Raw genomic sequence first — 17,342 nt, forward strand, 5'->3', positions numbered from 1 at the left:
CAGCTTAAAGCCGAAATACAGATAATAAATAGTAGTAAATTTTTCATTTTTTATGTTTTTTAAATTAATTACAATCGTTTGCTTTTACGCTTTTTCTATTATTACTCCCCTTTAATTTTGCCCAAGATGTAAAGTCATTAATATCTCCTCTATACAGTGTCATTCCAAGATTATGGCTATCGTTATTAAGAAAACCTACAAGCCCTTTTTCGTTTACGCTATTGGAATAATCTTCATTAATTCCAGATTGACTATTGTATCTTCTTCTTATTCGTTCAGGATCTCCTGAAAAGAACCATGCCGCGTTTTGAAAGGCAGCGACATCACTAATGGTAATTGCATAAACCGTACCTCCGTTTTTTGGAGTTACTACAACAGCAGTAAAGTTAGACAAATCTGAGATTACACCATCAGAAAACATTTTGAATATGGAATACAAATCATCTGGAGAAAATACAGATAGACAGCTCGTCTCAGCATCTGCAACAAAATGGTTATGCACAACGCAATCGGTATAACCTGTATAATTTACCTTAACCTCTACTTGGTTCGCCTGTCCTTGAAACCTATGTTGCGAATCGTTGGGAAACGAGGTTTCGTTTGTTGTTGTATTTTTGTTTCCGTAATAGGATATTTCTGTGTTTCCGTTGAGCGCCTCTTCTTTTAGTTCTGCTAATCTTGCTATAAAATCTGGGCTATTGGAAAGTTCCTCCAGTTTATTACAATCGTTGGCCAGAATTTCAGCTTCTTCAGAGGTCATTAGTTCACCAAAAACAGGAGAAGTAACAATTGATCCAGAACCAGAGCTAGTACTTCCACTATGGTTGGTACCAGTACCACAATTGTTACAACCATTATTATTTCCATAACCTCCAGTACTCCCTGTATTACCAGAAGTATTTGTACTTCCGTTACTTCCACTACTTCCGTTACTTCCATTGCCTCCGTTACTTCCAGAACTATCTGGACATGTTGAGGTATCCAGATAGAGAGCGTCACTTCCTGTTCTGTTGGCATTTATACAAGCTTGACCAGCTGGGTGGTCAGATTTTAAAGGGCACATTAAAACTCCAACACACTCGCCATTCATTTTGAATTGGCTGTTGTTGTAAGTTATGCTTGTGGCCTCGATCTCTGCATCCAATATGAATGCTGCATCAGTTTCTATTTCAACTATTTCAGAATTCAGCGTATACTTAACAATGACCGCATTAACATTATTTGTATTATCAATATCGACAACAAGGTTCTCAAAATAAGTATCATCAGTTTCATCTCTGTGAATAAGGAAGGTGTAGGAAATGTGGTTTTCGGAATAAATTTCTTTTATAAACGACGAATCTATGGTAAAGCCATAATTTTCTTCCATAACCGTTTTAGAACTAATGCCAAGATCCGTTTTTTTATCTTTCAGTACTTTGTTAAGTGTATTGGTAAATTTGTAATCCCCACTTAATTCAAGATAACTTTTTGTTTTGAGTTGGAATGGCGATTTATTTGTGTTAATTTCAGATTTTGGTTGGTAATCTAAATCATCGTGTTGGCACCCTACAAGGGAGATTCCTAAGAGCAGAATCCCAATTTTTAGATAGTTTTTTAGTCGTTTTTTTTTCATGTTAAAATATGTTTAAAGGTAATAATTTTCTCTATTAACGCAGTCTAAATTAATCATGACTACTGTATAAGTGTATTTTACTTATATGTTAAACTCTATTTAATATCACCTATAAAATGTAAGGAAGTAACGCTTGTTTAAAATTATAAAGCAAAGGTCTATTTTTAGAGCGCTTGCGAAAATAGTAACCCTTTTATTTCTAAAAAATACGTAGAACTACGTATTTTTAATACTTGCCAGTAACCCCATTAGTAAATACTAGCGAGAGCAAAGTACAACTTAAAGCTATTATTCATAACCGCTATGCAGTGTGTTTTTATTTTTTCGTAACCGATTTAAACAGTTTAATCAGTCCGATTATTATAAAATGTGAAATCACAAAAAAGCCTCCATAAAATAAAACAACAAGTGAATTGCCATATTTGAAACTCCCTTGATCTGAAAACACATAAATCATTATTATTATTAAATAAATTCCATTTATAGAGCTCTTTATTTTTTGATTTTAAAAAACCCCGAATATGAGCATTATAAAATATATAATATACAGGGTTTTAAATTCGCTATTTATGGAAACATTATTGCTAGTTCTTGTTCTTTAAATATTTTAATAAATCTACTATATGTTGCTCAGAGTGATGTATCATTAAAAACTAAAATTGGTAAAGTTCATCTTTCTCACTGTTATTTTCCAGTCTCTATTGAACCGCAATTAAATCTTTTATTATATCAATCAAATTATCAATTAATTCTGCATCTTCATTAATTTTAGGACTTCCCTAAACCGAATGATACCAACCGAAATCTTGAAAATCCCCTATTACTATATTTCTAATTCTGGCATAATCTAAATTGAGAGAGGCCTCATAATCCCCTTCATTGAGCTCCATTTCAATGGTCAGATATATAGTATAAATCTCAATTAATAGTCTCTGAATTTCGAGTATTTTGTTTTCGAATTCAAGTTTTTCATTTGATCAAATGTTCGCTAAAACACCTAGTTTACAAGAGTTAAAGCTTAGACTTAACCTTAAATCAACTTAAGATGCTTCTCTAATGAATTGTTTGCGCGTAACATTGCCGTACCATCTTTAAAACTTAAGTAATGGCATCCTTTTTTATTATTAACTTTACTTATTTCGTAAAGCAACTTCCAATGTCTTATAATTTCCTTCCATGCAAAAAACAATGAATGTTTAGGGTCATAAATATGCGTAGGTTCACTACCAGCACCATTTATTTCAATGATACTAAAGTTTTTCCCTTCTTCAAGATCTTCAAAAGAATTAAATAAGATATCTAATCTCCCATAATAAAATTCGGGAATTTCGGAGCAAATGCTATCGATTAAATAGCGTAGTTTTTCAGTAATCTTATCTGAACAATCTATAAATTTAGCACCTCTGGTATGGCTTCCAAACGGCACTAATACAAAAGGCTCATTTAGAGGTAAGACAGTCTTTAGTGCTGCGCCATATTTCTTTTTTAAAACTGAGAGCTGAAAATGACTTCTGGGATCTTTCTTTATAAGACATTCAATAGTATCGTGTCCGTTACCAGTAACAGACAAAAATTCTTTAGAAACAATGCCTGTTATTTTTCCTTTTTTTTCATTAGGATGCCTTACATAAAAAATCCCCACTTCTTTAGGGTATTCTATAAGTTCTTGAATTAAAAAATCGATAAAAATCTTAGACACATATTCTTTAAGCTCACTTTTATCATTGATTTTGGCAACCCCAAAAGATTTCATTCCAATATCTGGCTTGGCGATAAGAGGGAATGAAAGACCTGAATTGGATATTGTTTTAAGAACCGCATCTAAAGACGCGTTCTTTTTTATAAATAGTGTCTTAGGTATATGCTGTGGTGGAATGATATCGTAAATCTCTTTTTTTGATTCCATTGCCATTCCTCCATTTTTTATAGACGGATTTGCAGCATTAAAAAAGAAAAAGGATCTCGCTTTTAATGCATAATAAGACCATACTGGAAAAAGTGGAAAATAAACGGCATTGAGAGGCCAATACTCCCAATGTAGGATTCTATAAAGCAATAATTTCAAATGCGTCATCTGTTAAGTTAATTTAATACATATAGGTTATTGCGATAACTCTTTTTTAAATTTAAGTGTTGATGGCGCAACTCCAAACGATTCAGGGACTTTTATAGCTGTTAATTGTCCGATACCAACTTTTATTAAGGCCTTGTGGTGTATAATATGCTCTAAATTATACATTACTTCGCGATAATAATTAGACTCCAAAGTAACCATTTCTCCATTTAACAGGTAGTTTGTTGTTATCGCTTTATTAGGCTTTTCAAGATGCTGTTGTATAGTATCAAGTTGTTCGACAGCGCAGTTTACGTCTTGTTCAATTTGTAAATTTCGCTCTCTTTCATCATAACATACTCGCCCCTGTTCATAGTTATGTATAAGGCATTTATAAAGCTCGATTACATGTCTGGTATGTTGTCCTATAGAAGCATTAGAAAGTGCTTTACAAGGTTGTTTATAACATCCTTCTGGTAATTGCACTAAGACGTCCTTTAATTGTTCTATGGTTTGAATCGAAGATTTGAACATTGTTTTATTGAATTTTTAATTTTAAATGTTTTTTGTAAAACAATACCATAAGGTAAAATGAAAAGGCTAAATATATTAACCCTAACATTAATGTTATTATGTAATTGTAGTGTTGGTAATTTTCAAATATTTGAGAGCCAGCAATAATAAATATGAATAAACTTCCTAAAGTGCCTAGACCAATACCTAACATATATAAAGCGCGAATACTATTTTGAGTATTAAGGAGTCTTTTAACTGTTAAAATACGATTCCATCCCATCCAAAAGGGTAAATGCAATGGGTTTAAACTACTTAATAACACCCCAAGAAGAAATGGTGATTCTATTGTTGAAAATAATGAAGATCCAGTTCCTAATTCTGAACGGGTTCCTAAATCTATAAAATTGGAGATCGCTAAATAGACCAGTAATACGATTCCTAAAGGAAATAGATAAAATGACATTTTTGTACTTAATTCACTTTTCTTTATTCCTATTAATGTAATTCTTACAATAATTAATTCTACTAAAACTACTGCTATAGCAAATACTATTGCATTACTTAAGCTTTTAGAGGACGCTATTTCAAAAGCTGTGATATTCAAAGTCCCTATGGGTAATGACCCCAAAAAGCTTATTAAGAAGCCATAAGTAAATATTTTCAAAAATTTAATCATACATTAAATGACACTATTTCATAGTGTTTTAAATCCTAATAAAGCACTTTAAACATCCTTAAAAGTAAGAAAATTACACAACACGAACACTGTAACTATTTGATACAGTTTATAATATTTTTTTGAAAAAAATAAAATTGTATTTACAAAAGGGAAAAGCACATTGCTAAAATACTATTAATCAGCCAACTTAACGATAATCGCAGTCTTTTTTTACTTTATTACTACAAGTCGCGTCCTTTGATAACTATTAATTATTAATAGGTATTTATTTATTTTTCAGAGATTGCCAGTTTTCGTCTCCTTTTATTTTTAATTTTTCTGGAGATTCCTTATTCCAAAATTTCAAGGTATTACTTCCCCATGAATTGTAAAAAAGGTATAATTTCCCGTCTCTTATTTCAAACGTTTTTGGGTTAATAGATACTTTTTCTGCATTTTTTGCTACAGCATAAGCGCAATATCCACCATATTGAGGAACATATTTTTCTGGGTTTGATTTGAATGTGTCTAGATTTTTTTGTGAAGAAAATTTATACTTTACATTGTCATGGGTAGCAACAAATTTACTGTTCCCTTCTTTCGCTGTATTATTGAAATATGAAACAACATCATAGCCATTGGCTACATATCCTTTTTTTGTATTATAATCTATTGACTGTGCATTAGCTATAAAACTTATTCCTATAAGAACGATGAATAGTATCTTTTTCATTTTAGTGGATTTTTTAACTATTATTTATTTTAAATCTCCAAAAATCCATTGAATCACAAATTATAATTGTAACCTAATTAGATAATGTTAATTATGTAGCCTAGGTCGCAATGAATAGATTAACCTTTCTTGTCGTTTAATAAAAAATCGTGATAGGGTTTAAATTTATTCTTTTATTAACGTATGTCTCCATACCATTTTGCTAAGCGTTCTGGAGATACGCCCCATTTATAAAGTTTTCGAATCACTACCCATTGAAATCTCGTTTTAAAAAACCCAGCTTTTATGTGTCTGCGTGCTGAAACTATAATTTTAGGGTTTTTAATTTTCACAAAAGTATATTGGTGTTTTTTTACTCTTAACGAAAAGTCATAATCTTCCATAATTGGAATCTCTTTAAACCCCTGTAGTTTATTAAAAACCTGTTTCGTTACGAAAATACCGTTGTCGCCATAGAAAATACCTTTGTCGGATTGTTCGCGTGTATCAAAGAGTCTAAAATTCATCCAAGCACCCAATGTTTTGATTTTTAAATTATGCGCATCGAATGTATTAGAAAAGCCGCCTCCATCATACCCTGCTTCTATTTTTTCCTGAATTACTGAAAGCGTTTGATTTTTAAATCGCATATCTGCATGAACAAAAAATAAAACTTCACCTAATGCTTGTTTAGCTGCTTCATTTATTTGTCTTGATTTCCCTTTTGTACACGAGACCACTTTAACTTTGTTTTTTTGAGCTAAAAACACGGTCTTGTCAGAACTCCCACCATCGGCTAAAATAATTTCAAAGGCCTCTTTAAACTCTTGCTTTTGTAATTCTTTTATAATGGATTCTATAAATGCTTCTTCATTATATGCTACAATAATTACTGAAATCATGATTTACTTCTTAGGTATCTACTAAATACTTTCTTAACAATTTCAGAATAACTAGGGTAGGCAAAAATAGTATTCGCCATTTCCTGCGCCGTTATTTTATTTTTTATAATTATAGTAAAGAGTTGTATCCATTCCCCTGCATGAGCTCCCACAGCTTCTGCTCCTAAAACTAAATCTTCATTATTAAAGATCACTTTAAGCATCCCGCCTGTTTTTCGATCTGTAATAAAACGATCGATATTAGCATCGACCTTAAAGGAAGTAATATTCGCTTCTCCAAATTTTTCTTTTGCTGCATTTTCTGTTAATCCAACATGACCAATTTCTGGTTCTGTGAATATAGCCCAAGGTAATATGCTTAAATCATTTTTTTTATGATTTCCATTAATAATATTATCCATACAAATATTAGCTTGATGCGAAGCTGTATGGGTAAACTTTAAAGGAGTTGTTACATCGCCACAGACATAAATATTAGGATTAGATGTTTGTAAATATGCATTGGATTGTATCCCTCTATTTGTATACGCAACATTAGCATTTTCTAGAGACATTCCCATAACATTTGGCAAACGACCAGCTGCTACAAAAAAGTAATCGGCAGATACTTTTTCTTCTTTACCGTTTACTGTATAACAGAGTGTGTTTTTATCATAGAAGCGTAAGACTTGTGCATTTGTAATAAGTTGTACGCCTTCGTTTTCAATTTCCTTACTTAAATAAGCACCTATCGCTTTATCGGTTACTTTAAGTATTCTTGAATTTCTATCCAAAATAGTAGCTTCACACCCTAATCGCACCAACGCTTGCCCTATTTCTACAGAAATGACTCCACCGCCTATAAAAACTATTTTCTTGGGGTGGGTTCTCAATTTCCAAAAATTCTCATTATGCAAAACATTTACTTTTTCTATGCCTTCTATTTCTGGAATTCTAGGAGAAGACCCTGTTGCTATTACAAAATGTTTAGATTGTAATGTATTTTCGCCTATTGTAATAGTCGTGTTATCTATAAATTGTGCCCCACTAGAATTCACAAAAACATCGATCCCTTGACTTTCAAAAACTTCTGGTTTTTCATGATTATAAATCCCTTGAACGATCGCATCTACCTTTTCCATGATTGCTTTAAAATTGACTTCAGGTTTTGAAACTTGAATCCCCAGAGATTCCATGCTTCCCATGCTATGATATGCTTTTGCAGCATTAATTAACGCTTTACTTGGCACACAACCATAATGGGTGCATTCGCCTCCAATTTTATTTTTTTTCTACTAAAGCTGTTTTTAAACCTTTCCGTTGTGCTGTAGTTGCTGCAACCAAACCACCCGAACCAGCACCTATTACTATAACATCATATTGTTTCATATTCATAAATTTAAATTGATTTCACCCTTCTGTTAATAATAACCATACATTAATAAACAACCACTAACTCACACCTAAACAAATAAATACCCCTCATAAAAGCGCTATTATTACGAACTACAGGAAAGCATAGAGCATCCTACTTTATGCCTCGCCCATTCTGGTCTTTTAGCAAACCATTTTTCATAGTTTTCTTGTTCGTCATAAGGCTTTTTTAGCATTGTATGTATATCATCTATAAGTGCATAATCCCCCTTGTTTGCTGCATCAATGATTAATTGTGCGATATAGTTTCTTAAAACATACTTTGGATTTGTTGTATTCATTCTTACTTTACGCTCTTGGTCTGTCACTTTTTCTAACTGTAATCGTTTAATGTAATTTACAAACCAATCTTTCCATGCAGTAAGCACCTCTCCTTTAACGTCTTCATACTTATAAAAAGCTTTTTTCACAGAACTTAAAAACGCATCCCCTTCTGCTATATCATTATGCTTCGAAATATTGGCTAGATTCCTAAAGAAAATAGTCATATCTGTTTCTGTTAATTGCAAATTCTTTTCTAAATCTGAAATTAATTTAGAATCCGATTCTATTGGTGTATACAGTCCTATTTTATTACGCATCATATTCAAATACTCGCTTTGATAATTAGAATTATAATCGTGTAAAATAGCCTCAAGGCTCTTTGCATCTTCTATTAATGGGTAGAGGGCATTTGCTAATTGATATAAATTCCATAAGGCCATTTGAGGCTGATTGCCATACCTATATCTTTTATATTGTTTGTCTGTTGTATTTGGCGTCCAACCAGGATCATAACCTTCTAACCATCCGTAAGGGCCATAATCTATGGTTAACCCATGAATGGACATATTATCGGTATTCATAACCCCATGAACAAAACCAACACGTTGCCAATGGATAATCATTTCTAAAGTATTTTCTACAACCTGCTTAAAAAAAGCTAAATAACCAGCTTTATTTCCTGATTTCACTGTTGGATAAAACGTATCGATAGTATAATCGGTAAGTTTTTTTAGTGTTTCTATATCATTTCTACTTGTAAAAATTTCAAAATTCCCAAAACGTATAAAACAAGGGGCTACCCTACAAACTATGGCGCCTTTTTCATAAGCAGCGTTACCATCATACAACACATCTCTAAGGACCTCATCGCCTGAAAGCGCCAAAGAAAGCGAACGCGTTGTTGGTATTCCTAAGTAATGCATTGCTTCGCTACAAAGGTGTTCTCTAATAGACGAACGAAGAACAGCTAACCCATCTGCTGAGCGAGAATACGGAGTCGCTCCCGCTCCTTTTAATTGTAATACCCAACGTTTATTATTATATAAAACCTCTGTAAGATTTATAGCTCTCCCGTCTCCTAATTGCCCTGCCCAATTTCCAAATTGATGCCCTCCATAGCACATCGCATATGGATTTGTATGCTCCAATACTTTGGCTCCTGTAATAATTTCTAAAAATTCCTGAGACTGTGCTTCTTCTTCTGTTAGCCCTAATGCTGTTAGCATTGTGGTTGTATGAAGCAACTTAGGCTGTGCAGGTTTTTTTGGAGTAACATACGAAAAACAAGATTTATAGACTTGCCTCCTAATGTTGCTTCTATCGGGATCAGCAGGTAACCTTTTATTAAAAGTATCTTTTATATTAAGTTTCATATATTATTTTTTTAATTCATTTAAATTCCAATTGTATTCTAGATATTCAATTGTCGCCTCCCTATTAATTACAAACGGAAGATAATGTTCTATATATTGAAATAACGTTAATGTCTTTGTAAAATCACTTTTAAACCATTCAAATATTTTTGATAGCTTCATTGTGTTTACTGTTATAATATTATTTGTTGGGTCATTAATAAAATTTAGAGCTTGCGTATTTAATTGTGCGTCCAATTTATTGGCAGTAAAGGCTTCATTTCTTAATTTAGGACAAGAAATAGAGGCCCAGTTAATGGCAAAATGAATTCTAGGCTCATTATACTGCTTACGTAAAATCTTATGCTCTATAGTTGTTAAATCAAAATCGGTTTCTCCAATTTTAAAAAACGTTAAATCCCACACAGAATTAAGCATTGGAAGTCTCCCTGCGATATCCTTAATACTTTGAACAGGGTAATACTGCGTAATTAATAATACCGTAAAAACATTATATGCATTAATCCAACAGGCTAATTGTGCTTCTTTTGACCAGTATTTAGATGGTGGATTCTCACTTAATTGAGCTGTATAATTTAGTAACTCTTTTTGATCTGCAATAAACCCCAGATAATCTACCAGCCCATTGTTTTTTATATGTTTTTTTAACAAGATATCCCAACCCATATGCTTAGGAGGTTCCGTTTTAATATCAAGTAAGGAATAATTAACGGTGTAACCAAGTAATCTCCTCATTTTCTCAAATATAGCCCCCTATTTCTGAAAGGTTTTTCATTCGGTTTGAATTAATAATTTGGATTAAAAAACACTCTAATATACGCAACTAAGCCGTCGCCATTATTATCATTACCTATTTGTTATAGTTTATGATTTTATGTAGTTTCTGCTATAAAATTAGCGCGTTGTAATCCTGCATTTTTCATCATTAGCTCAAGAGGTAAATGGTATGGGTTAACAGCATAATAATCCATATCTCGAAAACCGTTAATTTTAAGCGCTTTCCGGTTATTATATACCATTTCAAGATATTTCCTGGCAGTAGGAATTATTCCGTTTCTAATCTTTGTTTTAGTTTCATAGTCGCTTCCATCATAACCTCCATTTTTAGTTTCATATCGCGCATCATCTTTTTCTTAATTGGGCGTAAGTCTATTTGATAAGGCATCGCCTTTAACATTAATGCGCCGTGAATTAAATTTTGCGCGGTCATTTCAATATTTCTATTCACATAAGGACTTAATCCACCATGAGCATCAATATAACTTGCTCCTGGCCCGGCATCTCCTACCCAATAAACATCTGTATTTGGTGGAATTGTACACCCAAAATGAGCTAAATTGTATAAGGTATTTGCCGCTACATCATGGGCGCCATCTTCATTTCCAGTCACAACCACACCAGCAACGGTATTATATAAAGGAAATTGCGCCTCCTCTCCTTTTGTAGTGCCATCTAAACGCTCTATAACCATTTGTCCAACAGAACAACGAACTCCCATCCAAATGGGCATTGCCATTACAAAAATGTCGCAATTTTTTACTTTTTCTAAAATAGTAGGCCATTCATCTGTACCACCCATATCATTACTTGCGCCTCCAAACTTAACAGCATAGTCTGTAACTCTTACGACTTCTACCTCTAGATTAGCATGCACTTCTTTCATTCGCTTTATCAATTTTTCTGTTAGTGCGCCTGTATTTGATACTTCTGGACTATATTTTATAGTACAATTTAAAAATAAAGCTTTTAGTTTCTGATTATTATTTTCCATCTTTTTTAGGATTAAGTTAAGGGTTCGTTTTTTAAGGATAGAAGAACGATTTATTTTAAATGTTTTTTAATAAACGATAGTGATATCCTTTTAATTTTTTGCTCATATCAGAGCACTAAAGCATACTGATTCGTTTTTTTACAGAATAGATCTACACTAAATACAGCTATTAGCTTATCTTCTTTTTTTCTGTTTTCTTGTAAACGTATTCTAAAAGGAAACTGAAAGCAATGATGCCAATCGCAATATAAACATCTGTTTTACTAGTTGAATAGTGCTGTACGAGCAAGGCTATCATTGCCAAGAAACACAATATAGCACCGATTAAAGGAATACTTTTTTTACTCCCTGTATCTTTTGCTAATTTGAATCCCACAAAATTAACGATGGCAAATATTAATAAAAAACCGACACTACCAGCTGTTGAAATACTCTCTAATTTTAATGTATTTACTAAAATGAGTGTCGTAATTGCTGTGATTAACAACCCGATAGGTTGATTCCATAGTTTACAGGTAAATTGATTGGGGAGTTCATCGTCTTCAGCAATTTCGTAATTCACTCTAGTACCTCCATATAACGATGCGTTTATAGCAGAAAACGTAGAAATTAGAGCAGCAACAGTAATAACAGTGAAGCCAATTTTTCCTAACATAGGTTTAGCTGCTTCTGCTAACACATAATCTTGTGCCGTTGCAATGTCACTAAAATCTAAAGAGCCAACTGTTATTATAGCAATAATGATATAAAGAAGTATTACAAAAATAACAGACCAAAAATAGGCTCTAGGAATATTTTTCTTAGGGTTTATAATATCTGGAGCGGCATTTGCAATCAATTCAAACCCCTCATAAGCTACAAAAATCACCATTCCAGCGGTAAGTAATTTAAATGGCGACTCCCAATGTTTTGGAGACAACTGTTCTAAATGAGGGTTACCTATTAATCCATATAATCCAACTCCTACAAATGATAATAAAATGATAAGCTTAATTATAACGGCATAAGATTCTATTTTTCCAACTATTACTATACTGTAATAGTTTATAGCCGTTGCAATAACTACTATTCCAGAAGCATAAAGGTGAGCATCTAAAACCTTGTTACTTGTAATCTCGAATAAATTAGGCGCATAAGAACCAAAAGCTGAAGCGTATAGAGCTAACATAATAATATAACTAATCCAAAGTAAATTATTTATACCACCGCTAAAGAGTCCAATGCCAAATCCCTGATTAATAAATTTTACAGTACCACCTCTATCGGGATATTTAAGAGATAACTTCACATAGCTATATGATGTAATTAATGCTATTAGACCAGCGACTAAAAAGGAAACAGGCGTTCCACCTTTTGCTAATGCTACAGCTAATCCTAAAACGGCAAAAATTCCACCGCCTACCATGCCGCCTATTCCTATTGATATCGCTTCTTTTAATCCTATTTTTTTACTCATAATAAAAATTTAAATGTATTTTATGTTCTATGGTATTAATAAATACGAGACTCTTTATTTAATAACTCAATGTTATTAACATCTATTGCGATGCGAAACCAGCTATCGTTAAATTTATCAACAAACCCTGTTATTTCAGCAGGTTGCCCAATATAAGGCAATATTACGTTATTTATAGGCATCCCGTTTGTATCTGTAATTAAAAAATAATTGGTAACATTATTTTTATCTATTGCGGCAAAAACTGGTGGTATCCCTCCAGAAATACAGCGAACGGCGCAACTTCTATGTATTTTTCCTATTCCTGGTTTCATAACTCCAAAATAACATTTAGGATCTATTATTTCTCCTTTTAAAGTCTTAGTTCCTATCGTTTCTAAAGGTGCTAATTTGTTCTCTTTTTGCTTATTTATGGTTATATCTTGTTCATCCTTAATCTGTAACAATGTTTTACCATTATAGTAAATAAGATTCCCTTTAATAGTCATTTCTCTATTAATAATGTCCTTATTTTCTTGTTCTAATGCATTGATATATTTTCCTGCTCCAAATTTCCCAAATCCTAATAATAAAATATTTTTATAACTGTTTTTACTTATAGTTACAAGCAACATAGGATAAGGACGCTCATGATAAATGCCTGTTACTTCATTTTGACTCACCAATTCAAAAGTCCCATTCTTAAACGGTTTTTGACTTAAACTAAATACTGCTACAAAAACAATAAGTACTATAAGCAAAACCCAACTCGTTTTTTGCAATAAACGCCCTGTTTCTTTTGGGACATCGTCGTTATACCCCACATAAAATTCATCATTTTTATTTTTCATTTTTTTTAAGGATTACAGGTTCAACCAGAGTCCCTTCTTCCAAGGCTTTGGGATATATGTAAACAGCATTTTTAATAACTCTAAGTTTGTATGTCGCTACTTTTTCGGTAAACGGTGGGGGTGATTGTCCGTTAGCTGGTAAATATTGATATCCATGCCAAGGACAAGTTACACAACCATCTATTACCTTCCCTTCTCCTAATGGACCGCCTTGATGTTTACACACATTATGTATTGCAGACAACTTCCCTTCATATTTAAAAATAGCAACCCGTTCGTTAGCAACGGTAAAAATTTTTGCTCTATCGGTTTCTATCGCATCAATATCACAAACAAACGCCCAACCTTTATCTAATACTTTATGCGTTTGCTTATCTATTTTCACCTCTTTAATCCCTGCTATAATATGCAGTGTAGCAATACTTATAAAACCTATTGATAAAAGCCCTACAGTTAAAGGCGCTGTATTTTGCTGAAAGTGTCCTAAAAATACATGTAGTATTAATAAAGCATAAGCAAGGTATACAAGCATATGTAATTGTTTCCATGTTTTTGGCTTTAAATTATTTAACCAAAAATCATGACTTGTTGCCGCCATAAAAAACAAAATCAATAGTCCCAAAAAACCAAGTACCTGAAAAGGAAAATTAGTCAAAGAACCATAGTCCATATTCGCCGTAAACAGCGAATATATCGGATTTACATTACCTAATGCGTGAAATTGAAACATAGCAAAACCACCATGTATTAAGGCTGCAATGAACATACTGACCCCTAAATGCCTGCGATTATAAAGTAATGGCAAAAATTTTGTATTCAACCGCGTTAAAGGACCAATTACTAAAATAATATTTAGCAATAAAATAGCTAATGTGCCAAAAGCTCTAAGAATTAATGTTTCTGCTGTAATCTCAGGGAACAATACGAAACTAAATACTGCAAAAAACAAAAGATAAAGCAACATAAAAAGGACAATAAACCGATCATATTTTTTCTTATTATTATTCCAAAGTACTAATTGATAATCTAATCCCATTTAAAAATGTATTTTGAATATTGATTCTTTTTTTATGGTATCATATAATAGAACCCCTTCTACTTCTGCATCAACATGAAACACATACATTTGATTTAGGCTAACTATTTTACCCAACAAATCTCCTTTTTCGTCATTCTTAAGTTCGTAGACTACAGTAGATGCGCTTTTAATAGGTTTCTTAATAAAAAGAGTTAGTTGGTTTTTATTTTTCAAATAACTAACATATTCATTTTCATCTCTAAAAGTTTTCGTTGTTATAACAGTACTCATTGTATTTTCCAATGAAGAATTTGAAGTCTCTTTTAGGGATAAATACATAAGTATAGGTAAAGTAAATGCGATTACAATCCATAGTGATTTATGAATTTTTCTTAGCCTAGAAGTCATATCTTAGATTTTAAAAATTTAGACACTAAAAAAGGCCACATCGCGATTGCTCCTGGAAAAAGGAGTAATCCCACTAACCATTTACTCTGTTTTAAAAGCGGGTCTACTTTTACTGCCCCTTTAAAAAGAAAATAAATTCCAAATAAAAACCCTAACAAAAAATAAGTCCCTAAAAAACTCAAAAAAATATTAATAGTTATACTCATTTTATATATTATTTATTCTTTTTTCTAAGCTGCATCTGAGACATCGCATTTAATGTTTGGTGCTTTGCCTCATTATTTTTTTACATCAATATCTCCAAATAACATTCAAGTAAAAAACACAATTTAACAGCTCTCACTTCCCCCTTTTGGGATTCGGATTAGCTTTTGTTCTATTATTCTATTGATTAAATTAAATTTACATCAGCCATTACTTCTAATAAAGCGGGGCCATTATGTTGCATCATCATCGTCATTGCTTTTTCCATATCTTCTCTATTAGAGACGCTTTTACCCCACGCACCACAGCTTAATGCAAATTCTGCAAAATCTGGATTGTGTAAATCTGTTTTCCAAACATCAAATTCACCTGCACGCTGTTCTTTAGATATTTTACCTAGCTCGCCATTATTAACAACAATAAGTTTAACAGGCATTTTATATTTTACTAAAGTAGAAATCTCTGCTAAATATTGACATAAACCGCCATCTCCAGCTACTGCTATAATAGGTCTATCATTACCAACGGCTGCAAAAGCTCCCATAGATGCTGGCAATGCAAAACCTATAGATCCTAAATAACCAGACATTAAAAAATTATGCTGTTCTGATTCGAAATAGCGACCAAAAGAATAGGCATTATTTCCTACATCTACACACATAATCGCATTTTTAGGAGCTAATCGTGTTAAGGCATCAAATATGGCAATAGAACTAACACCATGCCCCTCATTTTCTTGTAGGCGTTTTGCTTTCTCTGCTTTCCATATTTTTGTGCGCGCTACAATTTCTGGTCGTTGATCTATAGTAGCCATTTGCCCACTTAAAGCAGTCTTTAATTGTGCTACAGTTGTAGATATTTCTCCCCAAAGCGGCGCATCTATCGCATGAAATTTACTTAAAGCCAATGGATCAAAATCTATTTGTATGGTCGGTTTTTTAGGCGTAATACCGGTATGATTAGAAAAAGAAGCGCCAATTACTAAAAGCATATCACATTCATTCATAAACCAAGAGGCGATGGGGGTACCACTTCGGCCTAACACACCACAACCTAATGGGTGACTGTCTGCTATTTGCCCTTTTCCTTTAAATGTTGTTAATACAGGGGCGTTAATAGTTTCTGCAAAAGCTATAATTGCTTCCATATCAAAACGCGCACCATGACCAACAATAATTACTGGACGCTTTGATTTTTTTAACATTCCTATGGCTTTATTAAAAACCTCTTTTGGTGGTGAAATTGAAAAAGCTGGCATTCGCCCTTCTGCTGTTTGCGCTTGTTCTCCTTCTGAAATTACTTGTGTTTGAATATCGTCTGGAAAAGTAAGATGCGAAACCTCTCTATTAATAATGGCGTGTTTAACAGCCAAACTCATTAATTCACTATGCTTACTGGAGCCTTCAACTCTATGATTAAATGGTGCTACAGATTCGAAAGCTTGTACTAAATCTACTTCTTGAAAAGCGCCAGTCCCTACAACCTGAGTAGCTACTTGCCCTGTTAAAGCTAATAAAGGCGCTCTATCGACTTTAGCATCCCAGAGTCCTGTGTATAAGTTAGTAGCTCCAGGCCCGGCAATGGTAAAGCAGGCCGCAGGTTTTCCTGTCAGTTTCCCATAAGCAGATGCTGCAAAAGCAGCTGCTCCTTCATGGCGAATACCAAAAAACTTTAAATCGCCTTTATCTTCCCTTCTCCTTAAAGCATCTGCAACGCCCAAATTAGAGTGACCGACCATCCCAAACACGCGATTTACACCCCAATTTACCATAGTTTCTACCATAACATCAGAAATGGTTGTTTCATGTTCAGCTTCTTCTTCAACGCCAACATAAATAGCGTTATCTGCTTCTTTTACTTCAAATGTTTTAACGCCATCATCATAACCTCCTGGAGGTAGTCCTGTACAAGGGTCGAAATCCCAACCATGCCATGGACAACGGAGTTTCCCATTCTCTATTGAGCCTTCTCCTAATGGACCGCCTTGATGTGGACAACGGTTGTCTAATGCCGAAAACGTTCCTTTGTAATGAGTTAAACAAATCCCTTGATGTTCTGCCGTTACCGTTTTTACCCGTCCCTCTGGAAGGTCTTTTTTATTATCTAAAACTTTATACCATTTTATATTTTTTGTAGCCATAGTTAGTTT

General features: G+C 33.2%; 18 protein-coding genes. All 18 read right to left on the minus strand.

Annotated features, from left to right (window positions below):
* Positions 1-64: 64 nt before the first annotated feature.
* Positions 65-1,615, minus strand: a complete 1,551-nt coding sequence (locus AC2D8I_RS13970) for a hypothetical protein (RefSeq protein ID WP_484706641.1) — start codon at positions 1,613-1,615, stop codon at positions 65-67.
* A 1,030-nt stretch (positions 1,616-2,645) separates the two neighbouring features.
* Entirely contained in the window at positions 2,646-3,689 is a 1,044-nt protein-coding gene (locus tag AC2D8I_RS13975; protein WP_484706642.1) for a D-alanine--D-alanine ligase, read from the minus strand.
* Positions 3,690-3,716: 27 nt separating this feature from the next.
* Positions 3,717-4,202 (minus strand): DinB family protein, encoded by a 486-nt coding sequence (locus tag AC2D8I_RS13980; protein WP_484706643.1) that lies wholly within the window; start codon positions 4,200-4,202, stop codon positions 3,717-3,719.
* Between the two features lie 4 nt (positions 4,203-4,206).
* Complete coding sequence (locus tag AC2D8I_RS13985) at positions 4,207-4,848, minus strand: LysE family transporter (protein ID WP_484706644.1); 642 nt, start codon at positions 4,846-4,848, stop codon at positions 4,207-4,209.
* A 280-nt stretch (positions 4,849-5,128) separates the two neighbouring features.
* The gene (locus AC2D8I_RS13990) at positions 5,129-5,575 is read right to left on the minus strand and encodes a YHS domain-containing (seleno)protein (RefSeq protein WP_484706645.1); all 447 of its coding nucleotides are present in this window, start codon (positions 5,573-5,575) and stop codon (positions 5,129-5,131) included.
* A 176-nt stretch (positions 5,576-5,751) separates the two neighbouring features.
* On the minus strand, positions 5,752-6,456 hold the full coding sequence (locus AC2D8I_RS13995; protein WP_484706646.1) for a TIGR04283 family arsenosugar biosynthesis glycosyltransferase: 705 nt from the start codon (positions 6,454-6,456) through the stop codon (positions 5,752-5,754).
* Positions 6,453-7,715 (minus strand): dihydrolipoyl dehydrogenase family protein, encoded by a 1,263-nt coding sequence (locus tag AC2D8I_RS14000; protein ID WP_484706676.1) that lies wholly within the window; start codon positions 7,713-7,715, stop codon positions 6,453-6,455. The genes AC2D8I_RS13995 and AC2D8I_RS14000 overlap by 4 nt, the downstream gene beginning before the upstream one ends.
* Before the next feature lies 1 nt (position 7,716).
* Positions 7,717-7,830 carry an FAD-binding protein gene (locus AC2D8I_RS14005; RefSeq protein WP_484706647.1) on the minus strand — a complete coding sequence of 38 codons (114 nt, stop codon included), beginning with the start codon at positions 7,828-7,830 and terminating at the stop codon, positions 7,717-7,719.
* 104 nt (positions 7,831-7,934) lie between these two features.
* Positions 7,935-9,506: a protein adenylyltransferase SelO gene (locus AC2D8I_RS14010; RefSeq protein ID WP_484706648.1), complete on the minus strand. Its 1,572-nt coding sequence runs from the start codon at positions 9,504-9,506 to the stop codon at positions 7,935-7,937.
* 3 nt (positions 9,507-9,509) lie between these two features.
* The gene (locus AC2D8I_RS14015) at positions 9,510-10,241 is read right to left on the minus strand and encodes a DUF547 domain-containing protein (RefSeq protein ID WP_484706649.1); all 732 of its coding nucleotides are present in this window, start codon (positions 10,239-10,241) and stop codon (positions 9,510-9,512) included.
* A gap of 137 nt (positions 10,242-10,378) precedes the next feature.
* Complete coding sequence (locus AC2D8I_RS14020; protein ID WP_484706650.1) at positions 10,379-10,525, minus strand: hypothetical protein; 147 nt, start codon at positions 10,523-10,525, stop codon at positions 10,379-10,381.
* Between the two features lie 26 nt (positions 10,526-10,551).
* Complete coding sequence (locus AC2D8I_RS14025) at positions 10,552-11,277, minus strand: flavodoxin family protein (protein WP_484706651.1); 726 nt, start codon at positions 11,275-11,277, stop codon at positions 10,552-10,554.
* A gap of 169 nt (positions 11,278-11,446) precedes the next feature.
* Entirely contained in the window at positions 11,447-12,733 is a 1,287-nt protein-coding gene (locus AC2D8I_RS14030) for an APC family permease (RefSeq protein WP_484706652.1), read from the minus strand.
* Positions 12,734-12,768: 35 nt separating this feature from the next.
* Positions 12,769-13,563, minus strand: coding sequence for a hypothetical protein (locus AC2D8I_RS14035; protein WP_484706653.1), 795 nt, complete (start codon positions 13,561-13,563; stop codon positions 12,769-12,771).
* Positions 13,553-14,599, minus strand: a complete 1,047-nt coding sequence (locus AC2D8I_RS14040; RefSeq protein WP_484706654.1) for a Rieske 2Fe-2S domain-containing protein — start codon at positions 14,597-14,599, stop codon at positions 13,553-13,555. Before AC2D8I_RS14040 ends, AC2D8I_RS14035 begins: the two co-directional genes overlap by 11 nt.
* Positions 14,600-14,989 (minus strand): hypothetical protein, encoded by a 390-nt coding sequence (locus AC2D8I_RS14045; protein ID WP_484706655.1) that lies wholly within the window; start codon positions 14,987-14,989, stop codon positions 14,600-14,602.
* Complete coding sequence (locus AC2D8I_RS14050) at positions 14,986-15,195, minus strand: hypothetical protein (RefSeq protein WP_484706656.1); 210 nt, start codon at positions 15,193-15,195, stop codon at positions 14,986-14,988. Before AC2D8I_RS14050 ends, AC2D8I_RS14045 begins: the two co-directional genes overlap by 4 nt.
* Positions 15,196-15,380: 185 nt before the next feature.
* The gene (locus AC2D8I_RS14055) at positions 15,381-17,333 is read right to left on the minus strand and encodes a thiamine pyrophosphate-binding protein (RefSeq protein WP_484706657.1); all 1,953 of its coding nucleotides are present in this window, start codon (positions 17,331-17,333) and stop codon (positions 15,381-15,383) included.
* Positions 17,334-17,342 lie beyond the last annotated feature (9 nt).

It is taken from the genome of Lacinutrix sp. YIN62 (assembly GCF_057219185.1).